We start from the raw sequence: 16,863 nt of genomic DNA on the forward strand, positions 1-16,863 counted from the left end.
AAGAGTCGCCCAGGTCCCGGTAAAACCCACCTCTTCCGGCCCTGCGCCACCTCAGCTCCCACCCCTCCCCCCGAGCGAAAGCAGCGGATGTGAGTCAGGTCCTCCACACACCGCCCCGGACACCGGCCCCGGCCGACGCCGACCTCGCGGCCCTCGCCGCCCGCCACGGCCTGTCGGTCAGCGGCGCCCGCCCCTCCCTGCCCGAGTACGTGCGGCAGCTGTGGGCCCGCCGGCACTTCATCACCGCGTTCGCCACCGCCAAGCTCACCGCCCAGTACAGCCAGGCGAAGCTCGGCCAGCTCTGGCAGGTGATGACACCGCTGCTGAACGCGGCGGTCTACTACTTCATCTTCGGCGTGCTGCTCGGCACCAAGCACGGTGTGCCGGACTACGTCCCGTTCCTGGTCACGGGCGTGTTCGTCTGGACGTTCACGCAGAGCTCGATCATGGCGGGCACCCGCGCCATCTCCGGCAACCTCGGCCTGGTGCGGGCCCTGCACTTCCCGCGCGCCGCGCTGCCGCTGTCGTTCTGCCTCCAGCAGTTGCAGCAGCTGCTGTTCTCGATGGCCGCCCTCGCCGTCATCCTGCTCTGCTTCGGCGTGCCGGTCGGGGTGTCCTGGCTGCTGGCGGTGCCGGCGCTGTTCCTGCAGTTCACGTTCAACGCGGGCGTCTCCATGGTCATGGCCCGCATGGGCGCCCGGACCCCCGACATCGCCCAGCTGATGCCGTTCGTCCTGCGCACCTGGATGTACGTCTCGGGCGTCATGTGGAGCATCGACCAGCTGGCGGACAAGGACAGCCTGCCGCGCGTGGTGACCCTCCTGCTGGAGACGAACCCGGCCGCCATCTACATCGACCTGATGCGCTTCGCCCTGATCGACAGCTTCCACGCGGACCGGCTCCCCGCCCACGTGTGGGCGATCGCCACCGGCTGGGCGCTGCTCGCCGGGATCGGCGGGTTCATCTACTTCTGGAAGGCTGAGGAGACCTACGGCCGTGGCTGAGCACCCGAGCGAGAAGATCCCCACCGTCGTCGCCGACGGCGTCGACATCGTCTACCGCGTCAACGGCACCGGCGCGGGACGCGGCTCCGCCACCGCCGCCCTCAACCGCATCCTGCGCCGCGAGCAGACGGAGAAGGCGGCGGGCGTGCGCCGGGTGCACGCCGTGAAGAACGTGTCCTTCGTGGCCTACCGGGGCGAGGCGATCGGCCTGATCGGCACCAACGGCTCGGGCAAGTCCACGCTGCTCAAGGCCGTCGCCGGGCTGCTCCCCGTGGAGAACGGGCACATCTACACCGACGGCCAGCCCTCCCTGCTCGGCGTCAACGCCGCCCTGATGAACGACCTGACCGGCGAGCGCAACGTCCACCTCGGCGGCCTGGCCATGGGCATGTCCCGCGAGCAGATCCGCGACCGCTACCAGGAGATCGTCGACTTCTCGGGCATCAACGAGAAGGGCGACTTCATCACGCTGCCGATGCGGACGTACTCCTCCGGCATGGCCGCGCGGCTGCGGTTCTCCATCGCCGCCGCCAAGGACCACGACGTGCTGCTCATCGACGAGGCCCTGGCCACCGGCGACCGGTCCTTCCAGAAGCGCTCCGAGGCGCGCATCCGCGAGCTGCGCAAGCACGCGGGCACGGTGTTCCTGGTCAGCCACAACAACAAGTCCATCCGCGACACCTGCGACCGCGTGCTGTGGCTGGAGCGCGGGGAACTGCGCATGGACGGGCCGACGGAGGACGTGCTGAAGGAGTACGAGGCGTTCACGGGGGAGAAGGCACCGAAGCCGAAGGCCAAGGCGTCCGCGTGAGGCGCGGCCGGTTCCCTCGTGAGGCCCACTCGATCGGCCCTTTTGTCGCATTGATGGCAGCATGACCGCGTAGGTGCAGCCTCGAGAAGGGGTCCCGTGATGGCCGAGCTGAGCGTCATCGTCCACGGGCCGAACGTGCAGGGCCATCTGACGGAACTCCTTGACTCCCTCGCCGCCCACCCGCTCCCCGACGCGGAGCTGATCGTGGCCGCGGTCGGCGACTGGGCCCGGGAGACGGCCGAGCGGCACGCCCCGGACGTGCAGGTGCTGCCGCTGCCGGACGGCACGGGCGACGCCGCGGCCCGGGCGGCGGGCGCGGCGCGGGCCTCCGGGCGCTGGCTGCACTTCGTGCACGCCAAGGACGGCCTGCCCGCCGGCGCCCCGCGCCTGGTCGCCGAGCGGGTGGCCGAGCTGCCCCCGGAGGTGGACGTGCTGCTGCTGGACCACGTCCGCAGCACCTGGCGGAGCACCGGCATGCCCTCCCCCGACGGCTCCCTGCTCGCCCGGGCGGGCCGGGCGGACGTCGCCCTGGACGACTGCTCGCCGCTGCTGCGGCTGACCCCGCTGCTCGGCACCCGGGTCCTGCGCGCGGAGTTCTGGCGGGCGCACGAACACCGGTTCGCCACCGACGACGAGCCGTACGCCGCCCTGGCCGCCCTGCTGCTCGCCGACCGCATCGCCTGCCTGCCGCACGCCGCGTACGAGGACCGCCGGCTGCGCGCCGCGAGCCTCCCCCCGGTCACGCCCGAGCAGCGCTACGGCCTCGTCGCGCGCTACGAGTCCCTCCTGGACCTCACCCGCGACCGCCGGGCCGCCCACACCGTGCTCTACGACGTCATGGTCCGCGACTGCCTGCGCACCTTCGCCCGCGGCGGCATGCCCGAGGAGGTCGCGCGGGAGTTCTTCCGCCGGGCTTCCGTGGCCGCGCTGCGCCGCCGCCCCGAGGGCCATCGGTCCCCGGCCGGCCTCGAAGGCGTCCGCCACTCCCTGCTGCTGGAGGGCGCGTACACCAGGTACCGGGCGTTCCAGGCCGCCAACCGAGCCCGCCGCACCGCCAGGTCGGCCGTGCGCACCCGCAGGCGCCAGGTGGGTGCCAGGCTCCGCGACCACCAGTACCGCAGGGCGCTGGGCCGCCCGGTCAACCCGCACCTGGCGGTGTTCTCGGCGTACTGGAACCGCGGGGTCGCCTGCAATCCGGCCGCGATCGCCGCGAAGCTCGCCACGCTCGCCCCGCAGATCCACCCGGTGTGGGTGGTGAGCGCGGAGAACGCGGCCCTGCTGCCGCCCGGCACCGACCACGTCGTGCCCGGCACCCGCCGCTACTGGGAGGTGCTGGCCACCGCCAGATACCTGGTCAACAACGTCAACTTTCCCAACGCGGTGGTCAAGCGGCCCGACGCGATCCACGTCCAGACCCACCACGGCACGCCCCTGAAGCGCATGGGCCTGGACCAGATGGCGTACCCCGCCGCCGCGCAGGGCCTGGACTTCCGGGCGCTGCTGGAGCGCATCGACAAGTGGGACTTCAGCGTCTCCGCCAACAGCCACACCACCCGCATGTGGGAGCGCGCCTACCCCTCGCGCTATGTCTCCCTGGACCACGGCTATCCGCGCAACGACGTCTACTACAGCGCCGGCGCCGCCGAGATCCGCGCGGTCCGCGACCGCCTCGGCATCGCCCGCGGCCACCGAGCGGTCCTGTACGCCCCCACCCACCGCGACTACGAGGCCGGCTGGACCCCGCGCCTGGACCTCGCCGCCCTCGCCGACCGCCTGGGCGAGGAAACGGTCCTCCTCGTGCGCGGCCACTACTTCTACGGCGGTGCCGCCTCCCCGCTGACCAACCTGCGCCGCACCGGCCGCATCATCGACGTCTCCTCCTACGACCCGGTCGAGGAGCTGTGCCTGGCGGCGGACGCCCTGGTCACGGACTACTCCTCGATCATGTTCGACTACGCCAACCTCGACCGGCCGATCGTGATCTACGCCGACGACTGGGAGACCTACCGCACGACCCGGGGCGTCTACTTCGACCTGATGGCCGAGGCGCCCGGCCCGGTCGCCCGCACCCAGCGGGAGCTGACCGAGATCCTCACCACCGAGGCCTGGCGCGACGAGAGCGCGGCCAAGACCCGCGCCGCCTTCCGCCGCCGGTTCTGCGAGTACGACGACGGGCGCGCCGCCGAACGCGTCGTACGCCGGGTCTTCCTCGGCCAGGACGAGGACGACCTGCCGCCGGTGCTGCCGATCGAGGAGCGCACCCCGGCCCCCACCCCGCAGGAGGCGACCGCATGAGCACCCCCGGTGTCATGAGCACCCCCGATGTCACCGTGACGGTCATCGTCTACAACGACGCCGGACGCCTCCCCCGCGCGGTCGAGTCGGTCCGCCGCCAGACCCACGGCAACGTCGAGATCATCATCAGCGACGACCACTCCACGGACGCCACCCCCGCGGTGGCCCAGCGTCTGGCCGCCGAGGACCCCCGCATCCGCCACCTGCGCCTGGAGCGCAACAGCGGCGGCTGCAGCGCCCCGCGCAACCGCGCCCTGGAGATCGCCCGCGCCCCCTTCCTGATGTTCCTCGACAGCGACGACGAACTCCCCGAGGACGCCGTAGCCCTGCTGCTCGCCGCGCACCGCGAACGCGAGCTCGACTTCGCCATGGGGGCGGTGCAGCGCATCCGCGTGGACAACGGCCGCCGCTCGACGTGGATGCCGCACCTGGTCGCCGAGCGCCGCACCCTCGACGGCATCGAGTCCGACCCGCGCCTGCTCTTCGAGCACCTGTCGACGAGCAAGATGTACTCCCGCGCCTTCCTCGACCGGCACGGTCTGCGCTTCCCCGAGGGCATCCACTACGAGGACCAGCTGTTCTCGGCCCAGGCGTACTGCCTGGCCAAGACCTTCACGATCATCCCGGAGCCGGTCTACCGCTGGTACGTGGCCCCGTACGCCTCCTCCGACGCGGCCTCGATATCCAACCAGCGGCACAAGCTCGCCAACGTCCGCGACCGGATCCACGTCCAGCGGCTCATCGACGCGTTCCTCGCCGAGAGCGGCCACGAGTCGCTGCGCGAGGACAAGGACCACAAGTTCCTCAAGCACGACTTCCGCATGTACGCCGGTGACCTGCCCTACCGGGACGACACCTGGCTGACGGCCTTCGCCGACCTGGTCACCCCCTACCTCGACACCCTCACCCCGGGCGCGTTCGCCCGTCTGCCGCGGGCCGAGCGCGTGGTCGTCCAGCTGATCCGCGACCGGCGGACGGCGGACGCCCGCCTGGCGTCCAGGGGCCTGGGCCACGGCGTCGCCCCCCGTCAGGTCACGACGGACGGCGACGGCCGCGTCTACTGGGGCGACCGGATCCCCTCCTCCGCGTGGGCCCGCCGCGAACTCGACATCACCGACCTGGAGCTGGAGACCCGCCCCTTCCCCAGCGCCCAGTTCCGCCACGAGATCACCGAGATCACCCGGGGCCCCGGGGCCTCCGTCGACCTCGCGATCCGGACCTGGGACCCGGCCCGGCGCCTCCCGGTCGGCCCCCAGCGCGCCACACTGCTCATCGCCCCCGGCGGCCGCCGCCTGCACGTCCCCTTCCGCCTCTCCCCCGTGCGGCCGGGCCTGTTCGAGGGCCACGCCCATCTGGACCTGGGGGCGGCGTCCCTGCCCCTGCAGGGCTTCGCGGGCGTCCGCCACCCGCTGCTCCGGCTGACGCACCAGGGGCTGTCCCACACCGGCCTGCTGCTGGCACCCCTGACCTTCCCGACGCTGACGACCCGCATCCCGTCCCACCGGCTCACGGTGGAACCGGAGGGCCACGGACCGGGCCGCCTCCAGGTCCGCTGGGAACCGGTGGGAGTGACGGCACGGGTGATCCGCCCGGCGGTACGGCGGCTGGCCAGGCCGAAGGTGCGGCGGGCGGCCCGGCTGGTGGCGAGCGCCCTGCGCTGAGCGTCACCTGCGGCCGCGCCCTGCCGGGGGAAACGCCCCGGGCCGTGATCGGCCCGGGGCGTTCTCGCCGTCGTACGCGTTACGAGTGCGTCCGCAGCAGGGTCCTCATCGTGCGCATCGCCACCGACAGGTTCGCCAGGTCGAACGCGTCCGAGCCCTGGATCTCCTCCAGCGTGGTGCGGGCCCGGCCCAGGATCGCCGCGTTCTTCTCCTCCCAGGCCTTGTAGCGCTGCTCGGGCGTCGAGCTGCCGTTGCCCACGGCGAGGACGTCCGCGGTCAGCGCCGCGTGCGCCGCGTACAGGTCCTCGCGGATCGCCGCGCGGGCCATGGACTGCCAGCGGTCCGCGCGGGGCAGCTCGATGATGCGGTCCATCAGCTGGGTGATGCGCAGCCGGTCGGCCAGGTCGTAGTAGACCTCGGCGACGTCCAGCGGCTCGCGGCCCATGCGGTCCGCGACCGAGACGATGTCGAGCGTCGGGAAGACGGAGGAGAAACCGGCCACGCGCGTGGCCAGCTCGTCCGGGACGCCGGCGCCCGTCAGCTCGTCGTAGATCTTCTGGTACCACTCCAGGTCGGCGCCGCGCAGCAGCTTCGGCAGCTGCGACCAGACCTGCTCCACCCGCTCGGCGAAGAAGTCGACCGTCTCGGCGAGCTGGAGCGGCTGCGGCCGGTTGTTGAGCAGCCAGCGCGTGCCGCGCTCCACCAGACGGCGCGAGTGCAGCCGGATGCGGGTCTGGACCTCGGCCTCCACCTTGTTGTCGAGGGACTCGACCGCGTCCCACACCGGGTACTGGCGGAAGATCGCCCGGGCCGCGGTCTGCGCCCGCACGATCTCCTCCAGCGACGCCCCGGTCTCCTCGCGCAGCCGGTGCAGGTAGGTCGTACCACCCGTGTTGACCGTGTCGTTCACCAGGACCGTCGTGGTGATCTCGCGGCGCAGCGGGTGGCTGACCAGGTGCTCGGGGAACTGCTCGCGCAGCTTCGTCGGGAAGTAGGCGTGCAGCAGCGTGCTGAGGTAGGGGTCGTCCGGCAGCGAGGTGTGCAGCAGCTCCTCGGCGACCGTGATCTTGGTGTACGCCATCAGGACGGCCGTCTCCGGCCCGGTCAGGCCCTGGCCCTGCGCGAGCCGCTCGCGGATCTGCCGGTCGGTGGGCAGGAACTCCAGCGCCCGGTCCAGGTGTCCCTCCCGGACCAGGTGCTTCATGAAGCGCTGCTGGGCGTGGAGCATGTCCTTGGACTGGGCGAGGGCGTTGCCGATCGCCGTGTTCTGCGCGTAGTTGTTGCGCAGCACCAGGCGGCCGACCTCGTCGGTCATGTCCGCGAGCAGCTTGTTGCGCTGCTTGACGGTCATGTCGCCGTCCGCGACCAGGCCGTTGAGCAGGATCTTGATGTTCACCTCGTGGTCGGAGGTGTCCACGCCGGCGCTGTTGTCGATGGCGTCGGTGTTGATCCGGCCGCCGTGCAGCGCGAACTCGATCCGGCCCAGCTGGGTCAGGCCCAGGTTGCCGCCCTCGCCGACGACCTTGACGCGCAGGTCCTTGCCGTCGACGCGGATGGCGTCGTTGGCCTTGTCGCCGACGTCCGCGTTCGACTCGGTCGAGGCCTTCACGTACGTGCCGATGCCGCCGTTCCACAGCAGGTCCACCGGCGCCTGGAGGATGGCCTTCATCAGGTCGGCCGGGGTCAGCTTGGTGACCTTGGCCTCGATGCCGAGGGCCTCGCGGATGTGCGCGTTGACCGGGATCGCCTTGGCCGTGCGCGGGAAGACACCGCCGCCCGCCGACAGCAGCTCGGTGTTGTACTCCTCCCAGCTGGAGCGGGGCAGCTCGAACAGGCGGCGGCGCTCGGCGTAGGAGGTCGCGGCGTCCGGGTTCGGGTCGATGAAGATGTGCCGGTGGTCGAAGGCGGCGACCAGGCGGATGTGCTCGGAGAGCAGCATGCCGTTGCCGAACACGTCACCGGACATGTCGCCGATGCCGACGACCGTGAAGTCCTCGGTCTGCGTGTCCACGCCCATGTCGCGGAAGTGCCGCTTGACGGACTCCCAGGCGCCGCGGGCGGTGATGCCCATGCCCTTGTGGTCGTAGCCGGCGGAGCCGCCGGAGGCGAAGGCGTCACCGAGCCAGAAGTTGTACTTCTCCGCGACCTCGTTGGCGATGTCGGAGAAGGCCGCCGTGCCCTTGTCGGCGGCGACGACGAGGTAGGTGTCGTCCTCGTCGTGCCGGACGACGTCGGCCGGGGGCACGACCTCGCCGGCGACCATGTTGTCGGTGATGTCGAGCAGCGCCGAGATGAACGTCTTGTAGCTGGCGATGCCCTCGGCCATCCACGCGTCGCGGTCGACGCTCGGGTCGGGCAGCTGCTTGGCGACGAAGCCGCCCTTGGCGCCGACCGGCACGATGACGGTGTTCTTCACCATCTGCGCCTTGACCAGGCCGAGGATCTCGGTGCGGAAGTCCTCCCGCCGGTCCGACCAGCGCAGACCACCACGGGCGACCTTGCCGAAGCGCAGGTGCACACCCTCGACCCGGGGCGAGTACACCCAGATCTCGAACGCCGGGCGCGGTGCCGGCAGGTCGGGGATGGCCTGCGGGTCGAACTTCATGGAGACGTACTCGTGCGGCTTCCCGCCCTCGGCCTCCTGGAAGAAGTTGGTCCGCAGGGTCGCCTTGATGACCGTGAGGAAGGACCTGAGGATCCGGTCCTCGTCGAGGCTGGCGACCTGGTCGAGGGCCGCGTCGACCTCCTCCAGCAGTGCGTCCACGATCTCGTGCCCCGCGCGCTGCCGCTCGGGCGACATCCGCGCCTCGAACAGGGAGACGAGCAGCCGGGTGGTGTGGACGTTGTTGCGGAGGGTGTCCTCCATGTAGTCCTGGCTGAACGTGGAGGCCGCCTGGCGCAGGTACTTCGCGTACGCCCGCAGCACCATCGCCTGACGCCAGGACAGCCCGGCGCTGAGGACGAGGGCGTTGAAGCCGTCGTTCTCCGCCTTGCCGGTCCAGGTGGCCGCGAAGGCGTCCTGGAACCGCTCACGGGCGTCGTCGCCGAAGTAGTCCGCGCCGCCGCCCTGGGGGCGGGGGATGCGCAGGCCGAAGTCGTAGATCCAGGCGACGCTGCGGTCCGAGCAGCGCAGCTCGTAGGGCCGCTCGTCGACGACCTCGACGCCGAGCCGGTTGAGGACCGGCAGCACCGCCGAGAGGGAGATCGCGTCACCCGTGCGGTAGATCTTGAAGCGGCGCTCCTCGGGGGCGGCGCCCACCGGCTCGTAGAGGCTGAGGGCGAAGTCCTTGCCCTCCTCGGCGTTCAGCTGCTCCAGGTGGACCAGGTCGGCGACCGCGGCGCGCGGGTTGTGGTCGGCCTTGTAGCCCTCGGGGAAGGCGTGCGCGTAGCGGCGCATCAGCTCGGCCGCGCGCTCCTCGCCCAGCTCGGCGTTGAGCGCCTCGGCGAAGGCGTCCTCCCAGGAGCGGGCGGCCTCGACCAGGCGGGCCTCGATGCGCTCCTTGTCGGCGTCGGACAGCTGCTCCAGCTCGGTGCCCTGCGGGACCCGGACCACGAAGTGCAGCCGGGACAGGATCGACTCGGTGTTCCACGCCGTGAAGTCGACGCTGATGCCGCCGAGCTCCTCCTTGAGGATCTCGATGATCCGCAGGCGCACGGCGGTGGTGTAGCGGTCGCGCGGGAGGTAGACGAGGGCCGAGTAGTAGCGCCCGTACTCGTCCTGGCGCAGGTAGAGGCGCAGGCGCCGCCGCTCCTGCAAGTAGAGGACGGAGGTGACGATGGCGCGCAGTTCACCGACCGGGGTCTGGAACAGCTCGTCGCGCGGGTAGGTCTCCAGGATCTGCAGCAGGTCCCGCCCGTCGTGGCTGTTGGGCGAGAACCCGGCCTGCTCCAGGACCTCCTCGACCTTGCGCCGGATCACCGGGACGCGCCGCACGGACTCGGTGTAGGCGGCGGAGGAGAACAGTCCGAGGAAGCGCCGCTCGCCGATGACGTTGCCGTCGGCGTCGAACTTCTTGACGCCGATGTAGTCCAGGTACGACGGCCGGTGCACGGTCGCCCGGCTGTTCGCCTTGGTCAGGACGAGCAGCTTGTGCTCGCGGGCCTTGGCCCGGGCGTCGGCGGGCAGCCGCTCGAAGGACGGGCTGACCGGGTGGCTCTCCTGGTCGGAGTGGTGCGGGTCGGCGCGCAGGATGCCGAGACCGGTCCCGGGCACGGCGGCCAGGGAGTCGTCGTCGCGCAGCTGGTACTCGCGGTAGCCGAGGAAGGTGAAGTGGTCGTCGGCCAGCCAGCGCAGCAGCTCGCGGGCCTCCTCGACCTGGGGCCCGGGCAGGTCGCCGGGGATGGGCTCGTCCGGCAGCCCCTCCGCCAGCCGGATCGCCGCGTCCCGCATCTTGCCCCAGTCCTCGACGGCCTCGCGGGCGTCGGAGAGCACGCGCAGCAGGTCGGCGGTGATCTGCTTGAGGTCGGCCCGGTCGGTCTCGCGGTCGATCTCGACGTGGATCCAGGACTCGACGTGCGCGTCGTGCGGGAGGCCCCCGGCGCCGGTCGGGGGCGTGGGCAGCACCTCGATCAGCTTGCCGGTGACATCGCGCCGCACGACGAACTGCGGGTGGATGACGACGTGGATGCCGCGTCCCTGCCGCGTCAGCTCGTTGGTGACGGAGTCGACGAGGAAGGGCATGTCGTCGGTGACGACCTCGACGACGGAGTGGCTGCAGGTCCAGCCGTTCTCCTCGACCGTGGGCGTGTGGACCCGCACGTTGGCCGTGCCCTGCGGGCGGTTCTCGGCCAGCCGGTAGTGCGACACGGCGGCTCCGAAGACGTCGACCGGGTCGCGGTCGGCGAGGTCCTCCGGGGCCGTGTGCAGGTAGTAACGCTGGAGGAACGTGAGCAGGGACTCGCGGTCCGGGGCTCCCTGGGCGTCTGGGGTCTCCTCGCCCGTCGACCCGGTCGGTAGGTGCCCCCCGACCGGGCTGTTCTCAGCTACCCGGGCGGCCCTCTCGAGCAACTCGGCCTTGGCTTCGTCCAGCTTGGTCTGCATTGTCCTCTGGCTCCTGTCGCGCGCCGTTGCGTGACGTAGAAGGAAGTACGGCCTCTGCGCCTACGACGTCACGTCGTGACACGGGGTATCCGGTCTGTGCCGACGCTATGCCGCAAGGTGAGATGAGCGGGGGTGTCTGAGCCATTCTTGAGCTGCTCCACCGGTGTGACGCTGCTCTCCGCGACGCCTGGTTCCTGGTGGTGCTCGGCGTCCCTGGAGCCCTCGATGCCCCGTCCCGCCCGCGAGGACCAGCGAGTGCCGCCCGGACACGGATGTCGTCCGTGCTCTCCGGGCGCAGGGCGAGGACGTCGGCGTCCCCGCGAACTATCGCGCTGATCACGCCACCAAGGCTATCGCTCCTTACAGGGCCCCCGTCATGAGCCGTATGTGTACAAAAGCAGCCCTGGAAGTTTGACGTTCTGCACAGTGCGCGCGGCGCCCGGCTTCGGCAGCAGGGCGGCGCGAGCCGGTCACGCCGCCAGCCGCTGCGCCTCGTCGACCGCTTCCTCCAGCGTGTCCACGACGGGAACGCCGACGGCCTCCAGGCTCGCCCGGCTGTGCGATCCCCCGGTGTAGAGCACGGCCCGGGCCCCGACGTGCAGGGCGGCCACGGCGTCGTCCGCCGCGTCCCCGATCACCACCGTGCGCTCGGGCGCCACACCGCTGAGCGCTCCCAGGTGCCGCACCATGTGCTCCGCCTTGCTGCCGCCCGACGGCCCGGTCCGCCCGTCCACGCGTATGAAATGCGGCTCGATCCCGAACCCGCGCACCAGCGGCACGAGCTCCTCGTGGACGTACATGCTCAGGATCGACTGGCTGCGCCCCGTCGACCGCCAGCCGGCCAGCAGCTCCTCGACCCCCGCCGTCAGCCCGCACGTCACCCGGTGCTCCGCGTAGTACCGGTGGAAGATGTCGTCCATCACCTCCCACTCGGCCTCGGTCGGCAGCCGCCCCATCAGCCGCTCGTAGAACTTCGGCACCGGCACGCAGTACAGCTCCCGGTACTTCTCCAGCGTCAGCGGCTCCAGCCCCAGCTCGGCGAAGGCCGCGTTCGTCGCCCCGATGATCGCGTCGATGTCATGGAACAGCGTCCCGTTCCAGTCCCAGACAATGTGCGCGCCCGTCTTCGTCCCCATGCCCCAAAACGTACCCGCCCCCACCGACAATCAAGAGAACGGCGCCTCAACGCGCCCCCCGGCCCGGGTTCACCCGGGCTCCGGCGCCCCGCAGGCCGCTCAGTCCCCGCGGCCGACCAGGTTGGGGATCTCCTGCGTGGCGAACCAGAGCAGCTCGTGGTCCTCCGCGCCGTCCACGACGAACTGCGCGTCGTCGTCCCCGCCGTCCGCCGCCGGCAGCGCGTCGGCCGCCGCCCGGACATCGGGCTCCGCTTCGGGCGCGTCGACGTGCACGGACGCCGCCTTGGCCAGCGCCACGGAGCCCGCGACCCGCACCTCGCCCAGCGCCGCCGGGTCGAGCCCCCGGTCGGGGTCCGCGCTCGCGGCCCGGTCGGGCACGTCCGCGGCGACCACGACCCGGCGCCGGGGGGCGTCCGGCGCGGCCGCCAGCAGCCGCAGGGAGGCGAGCGCGGCCCGGCTGAGCGCCGCGTACTCCAGTTCCTCGATGTCGTCGGAGAGGTACCACTCGCGCAGCGCGGGCGTCACCGCGTAGGCGACGAACGGCCCGGCTCCCAGCTCACCCGTCCGGTACGCCTCGGCGAGGCCGGGGAGGGTCATGGGCACGTAGACACGCATGGCTGGCCGCTTTCGTGGTCGTCCGGAGAGGGCCTTCAGAATACGTGCGCCGCGTCCCCTTTCGAGTCCCGCCCCGTGACGCCGGACCCGTCCACCCTGGGCCGGAGATTCACCCGTCCCGGCCGCCAGCGCACGGGCTCCACGCCCCGCACATCACCCGGATAAGTGAACCTCCCCGCGTCCCCGACGCGAAGTCCGGCTGCTTGCTCCGGCCCGCTCCACCCCCGTACAAGATCACCACCCGAAGTTACTCACCGGTATCCACCGGCCCACGAAACGGGGACCCCCATGCACAAGGTCATGACCAGGACCGGCCGCCGCCCCTTCACCGGTCGCGCCGAGCACGCCCCCGCCGCCCTCGACGCCCTCGACGCCCCCGACGAGAGGACCCACTCCACCGGGGCCCGGGACGGAACCGCCTTCCTCGCCGGCGACCGCGCCACCCCACCGCCCCTCACCCCCACCGGCCCGCCCCGCACGCCCGGCGGCGGCCCCGCCGGCACCACCGGAGCAGGCGGCCGTCCCCCGGCCTCCGCCCGCGCCAGGCGGCCCTCCACCCGCCCCGCCGACACCCGCCCGCCCACCTCCCCGGGGAGCCGCCGGCCGGCCTCCCCAGGCCCTCGCACGACCCCCCGCATGAGCCCGAACGGCACCACCCCGCCGCCGGCTGTCCCCTCCGATCCGGCACCCCCTCGGACGACCCCGCAGAGCATCCCCCGCGTCCCCGCCCGGACCCCGCGCCGGCCACTGCCCCGCCCGCTCCCCACCGACCTGTTCGCGGACCTCCTCGTCGCCGTCCTGAGCGGCCACCGACCCGTCCACTCGATGCTCCGCCACACCCGCGGCCGCGCCTACGACGAACTGGCCTGGCTGGCCGAACGCGGCCCGCTGCGCACCCGTGGCGCCCGCCCCGTCGTCCGGGACATCGGATACTGCGAACCCCGCCCGGGCGCCATCGAGGCCTTCGCCCGGATCGGCGCCGGCGACCGGCTGCGCGCCATGGCCTTCCGCCTCGAACTCGGCCAGGACCTGCGCTGGCGCTGCACGGCGGTGGAACTCGGCGGCCCCCGGCCACCTCGCGCCGACAGCGACTGACCCGTCCACGGAGCCCGCCCCACCTGAGTCGCCCCGGGCACGGCGAAAGGCCGGACACCCCGAGGTGTCCGGCCCTTCAGGCCGTCACGGCGCTGCCGCGTCCGTCACTTCTTGCGGCGGCCCCGGCCACGCGCCTGCTTGCGGCGCTCCGCGCGCGTGAGGCCGTCGGCCTCCGAGCGCACCGGCTCGCCGTCCTCGGTGAAGTCACCCTCGATCGTGCCGCCCTCGCCGTCGACCGTCGGCGCGGAGAAGTGGAGGTTGCGCCGCTGCGGGACGTCGAGGCCCTTGGCGCGGATCTCCGGCCGGGCACCCGCCTGCGCCGGCACCGAGTCCTGCTTCTCCAGGTCGGCCACGGGCTTGGCGTCCTCGACGGGGACCTCCTCGACCTGCTGCTCGACCTGGACCTCCAGGTTGAACAGGTAGCCGACGGACTCCTCCTTGATGCCGTCCATCATCGCGGTGAACATGTCGAAGCCCTCGCGCTGGTACTCCACCAGCGGGTCCTTCTGCGCCATCGCGCGCAGGCCGATGCCCTCCTGGAGGTAGTCCATCTCGTAGAGGTGCTCGCGCCACTTGCGGTCCAGGACCGACAGCACGACCCGGCGCTCCAGCTCACGCATGATCTCGGAACCGAGCTGGTCCTCACGGGCCTGGTACTGCTCGTGGATGTCGTCCTTGATGGAGTCGCTGATGAACTCGGCGGTGAGCCCGGCCCGGTCTCCGGCGGCCTCCTCCAGCTCCTCGACCGTGACCTTGCACGGGTAGAGCTGCTTGAAGGCGCCCCACAGCCGGTCGAGGTCCCAGTCCTCCGGGAAGCCCTCGGCGGTCTCGGCCTGGACGTAGGCGTCGATGGTGTCGTCCATGAAGTGCTGGATCTGCTCGTGCAGGTCCTCGCCCTCCAGGACGCGGCGGCGCTCGCCGTAGATGACCTCGCGCTGGCGGTTGAGGACCTCGTCGTACTTCAGGACGTTCTTGCGGGTCTCGAAGTTCTGCTGCTCGACCTGCGACTGCGCGGAGGCGATCGCGCGCGTGACCATCTTGTTCTCGATCGGCACGTCGTCCGGCACGTTCGCCATGGACATCACGCGCTCGACCATCTGGGCCTTGAACAGCCGCATCAGGTCGTCGCCGAGGGAGAGGTAGAAGCGGGACTCGCCCGGGTCGCCCTGACGGCCGGAACGGCCGCGCAGCTGGTTGTCGATCCGCCGCGACTCGTGCCGCTCGGTGCCGAGGACGTAGAGGCCGCCGAGCCTCTCCACCTCTTCCTTCTCCGCCTTGACGGCCTTCTCGGCCCGCTCCAGCGCCTCGGGCAGGGCGTGCGCCCACTCCTCGATGTGCTCCTCGGGGTCGAGACCGCGCTGGCGCAGCTCGGCCTCGGCGAGGTCCTCGGGGTTGCCGCCGAGCTTGATGTCCGTACCGCGGCCGGCCATGTTCGTGGCCACCGTGACCGCGCCCTTGCGGCCGGCCTGGGCGACGATCGTCGCCTCCCGGTCGTGCTGCTTGGCGTTGAGCACCTCGTGCTGGATGCCGCGCTTGCTCAGCTGCTGCGAGAGGTATTCGGACTTCTCGACGGAGGTGGTGCCGACGAGGATCGGCTGCCCCTTGCGGTGCTTCTCCTCGATGTCGTCGACGACGGCCTCGAACTTGGCGACCTCGGTCCGGTAGATCAGGTCGGACTGGTCCTTGCGGACCATCGGCCGGTTGGTCGGGATCGGCACCACGCCGAGCTTGTAGATCTGGTGGAACTCGGCGGCCTCGGTCATGGCCGTACCGGTCATGCCGCACAGACCGGGCTGTTCCTTGCCGTTGTGGTCGTGGCGCTTGTAGAGGCGGAAGAAGTTCTGGAGGGTGATCGTGGCGAGCGTCTGGTTCTCGTCCTTGATCGGCACCCCCTCCTTCGCCTCGATCGCCTGGTGCATGCCCTCGTTGTAACGGCGGCCGGCGAGGATACGTCCGGTGTGCTCGTCGACGATCATGACCTCGTCGTCGATGATGACGTAGTCCTTGTCCTTCTTGAAGAGCTCCTTCGCCTTGATGGCGTTGTTCAGGTAGCCCACCAGCGGCGTGTTGACCGACTCGTAGAGGTTGTCGATGCCCAGCCAGTCCTCGACCTTGGCGACACCGGACTCGTGGATGGCGACCGTGCGCTTCTTCTCGTCGACGTCGTAGTCGCCGGTCTCCTCGATGCCCTTGAGGGGCTGGCCGGCCTCGCCGCGCTTGAGGCGCTTGACCAGCTTGGCGAAGTCGCCGTACCACTTGGTCGCCTGGTCGGCCGGGCCGGAGATGATCAGCGGCGTACGGGCCTCGTCGATGAGGATGGAGTCGACCTCGTCGACGATGGCGAAGTTGTGGCCGCGCTGGACGAGCTCGTCCTTGGACCACGCCATGTTGTCGCGCAGGTAGTCGAAGCCGAACTCGTTGTTCGTGCCGTAGGTGATGTCGCAGGCGTACTGCTCGCGGCGCTGAGCCGGCGTCATGTTGGCGAGGATGCAGCCGACGCTCAGGCCCAGGAAGCGGTGGACGCGGCCCATCATCTCGGAGTCGCGCTCGGCCAGGTAGTCGTTGACCGTGATGATGTGGACGCCCTGGCCGGACAGCGCGTTCAGGTACGCCGGCAGCGTGCCGACGAGGGTCTTGCCCTCACCGGTCTTCATCTCGGCCACGTACCCCATGTGCAGGGCGGCGCCGCCCATCATCTGCACGTCGTAGTGACGCTGGCCGAGGACGCGCTTGGCGGCCTCACGGACGGTGGCGAAGGCCTCGGGCAGCAGGTCGTCCAGGCTCTCACCGTCGGCGTAGCGCTGCTTGTACTCGTCGGTGAGGGCGCGCAGCTCGGCGTCGGAGAGGTCGACGAAGTCCTCTTCGATGGAGTTGACCTGGTCCGCGATGCGGTGCAGCTTGCGCAGGATCTTGCCTTCGCCTGCACGCATGATCTTCGAGAGGACGGACACGGGGGTTGGTCTCCTTGCCGGTCGGGCCTGGGACGGTCGGTTACCACTTGACTTACTGAGCAACGGCCATCGTATGCGAGGACCCCACCGCGCCGGGAGGGCCTGCCGTGACGGCGACCGTCCGTTGCTTCCATTCTGTTTCACGTCTGCTTCGAAGGGGACAACGTCCGGGCCCTCCGGATGGTGCCGCTTTCCGCCACCGAATTGCACGCGGCGTGATCATCTCCTCACCGACGGCAAAGGAATGGCACCGC

General features: G+C 71.2%; 9 protein-coding genes. 5 read left to right on the forward strand and 4 right to left on the reverse strand.

Translation table 11 applies throughout. The features are described from left to right. Positions 1-89 precede the first annotated feature (89 nt). The 4 genes from ACF07N_RS14505 to ACF07N_RS14520 all read left to right on the forward strand — a co-directional run bounded on the left by ACF07N_RS14505 (position 90) and on the right by ACF07N_RS14520 (position 5,771). Positions 90-1,004: an ABC transporter permease gene (locus ACF07N_RS14505; RefSeq protein ID WP_383335820.1), complete on the forward strand. Its 915-nt coding sequence runs from the start codon at positions 90-92 to the stop codon at positions 1,002-1,004. Further along, positions 997-1,815 (forward strand): ABC transporter ATP-binding protein, encoded by an 819-nt coding sequence (locus tag ACF07N_RS14510; RefSeq protein WP_392112328.1) that lies wholly within the window; start codon positions 997-999, stop codon positions 1,813-1,815. Before ACF07N_RS14505 ends, ACF07N_RS14510 begins: the two co-directional genes overlap by 8 nt. 99 nt (positions 1,816-1,914) lie before the next feature. Further along, positions 1,915-4,110 carry a CDP-glycerol glycerophosphotransferase family protein gene (locus tag ACF07N_RS14515; protein WP_392112330.1) on the forward strand — a complete coding sequence of 732 codons (2,196 nt, stop codon included), beginning with the start codon at positions 1,915-1,917 and terminating at the stop codon, positions 4,108-4,110. A gap of 14 nt (positions 4,111-4,124) precedes the next feature. After that, positions 4,125-5,771, forward strand: a complete 1,647-nt coding sequence (locus tag ACF07N_RS14520) for a glycosyltransferase family 2 protein (RefSeq protein WP_392112428.1) — start codon at positions 4,125-4,127, stop codon at positions 5,769-5,771. Positions 5,772-5,850: 79 nt separating this feature from the next. Here the strand turns inward: ACF07N_RS14520 and ACF07N_RS14525 are convergent, their stop codons facing one another. From ACF07N_RS14525 to ACF07N_RS14535, 3 genes are all read right to left on the reverse strand, one after another. Beyond that, on the reverse strand, positions 5,851-10,812 hold the full coding sequence (locus ACF07N_RS14525; protein ID WP_392112333.1) for an NAD-glutamate dehydrogenase: 4,962 nt from the start codon (positions 10,810-10,812) through the stop codon (positions 5,851-5,853). Between the two features lie 470 nt (positions 10,813-11,282). Next, positions 11,283-11,948 carry an HAD family hydrolase gene (locus ACF07N_RS14530; protein ID WP_383339346.1) on the reverse strand — a complete coding sequence of 222 codons (666 nt, stop codon included), beginning with the start codon at positions 11,946-11,948 and terminating at the stop codon, positions 11,283-11,285. 99 nt (positions 11,949-12,047) lie between these two features. After that, positions 12,048-12,563, reverse strand: coding sequence for a DUF6912 family protein (locus ACF07N_RS14535; RefSeq protein WP_392112337.1), 516 nt, complete (start codon positions 12,561-12,563; stop codon positions 12,048-12,050). Between the two features lie 300 nt (positions 12,564-12,863). Between ACF07N_RS14535 and ACF07N_RS14540 the strand changes: the two genes are divergently transcribed. Beyond that, positions 12,864-13,658 (forward strand): Rv3235 family protein, encoded by a 795-nt coding sequence (locus ACF07N_RS14540; RefSeq protein WP_392112340.1) that lies wholly within the window; start codon positions 12,864-12,866, stop codon positions 13,656-13,658. 104 nt (positions 13,659-13,762) lie between these two features. On the opposite strand, the gene secA is transcribed toward ACF07N_RS14540, so the two are convergent. After that, on the reverse strand, positions 13,763-16,609 hold the full coding sequence (gene secA, locus ACF07N_RS14545) for a preprotein translocase subunit SecA (protein ID WP_383335813.1): 2,847 nt from the start codon (positions 16,607-16,609) through the stop codon (positions 13,763-13,765). Positions 16,610-16,863: the final 254 nt, after the last annotated feature.

The organism is Streptomyces sp. NPDC015242 (assembly GCF_043079125.1).
In the GTDB taxonomy this organism is placed as follows: domain Bacteria; phylum Actinomycetota; class Actinomycetes; order Streptomycetales; family Streptomycetaceae; genus Streptomyces.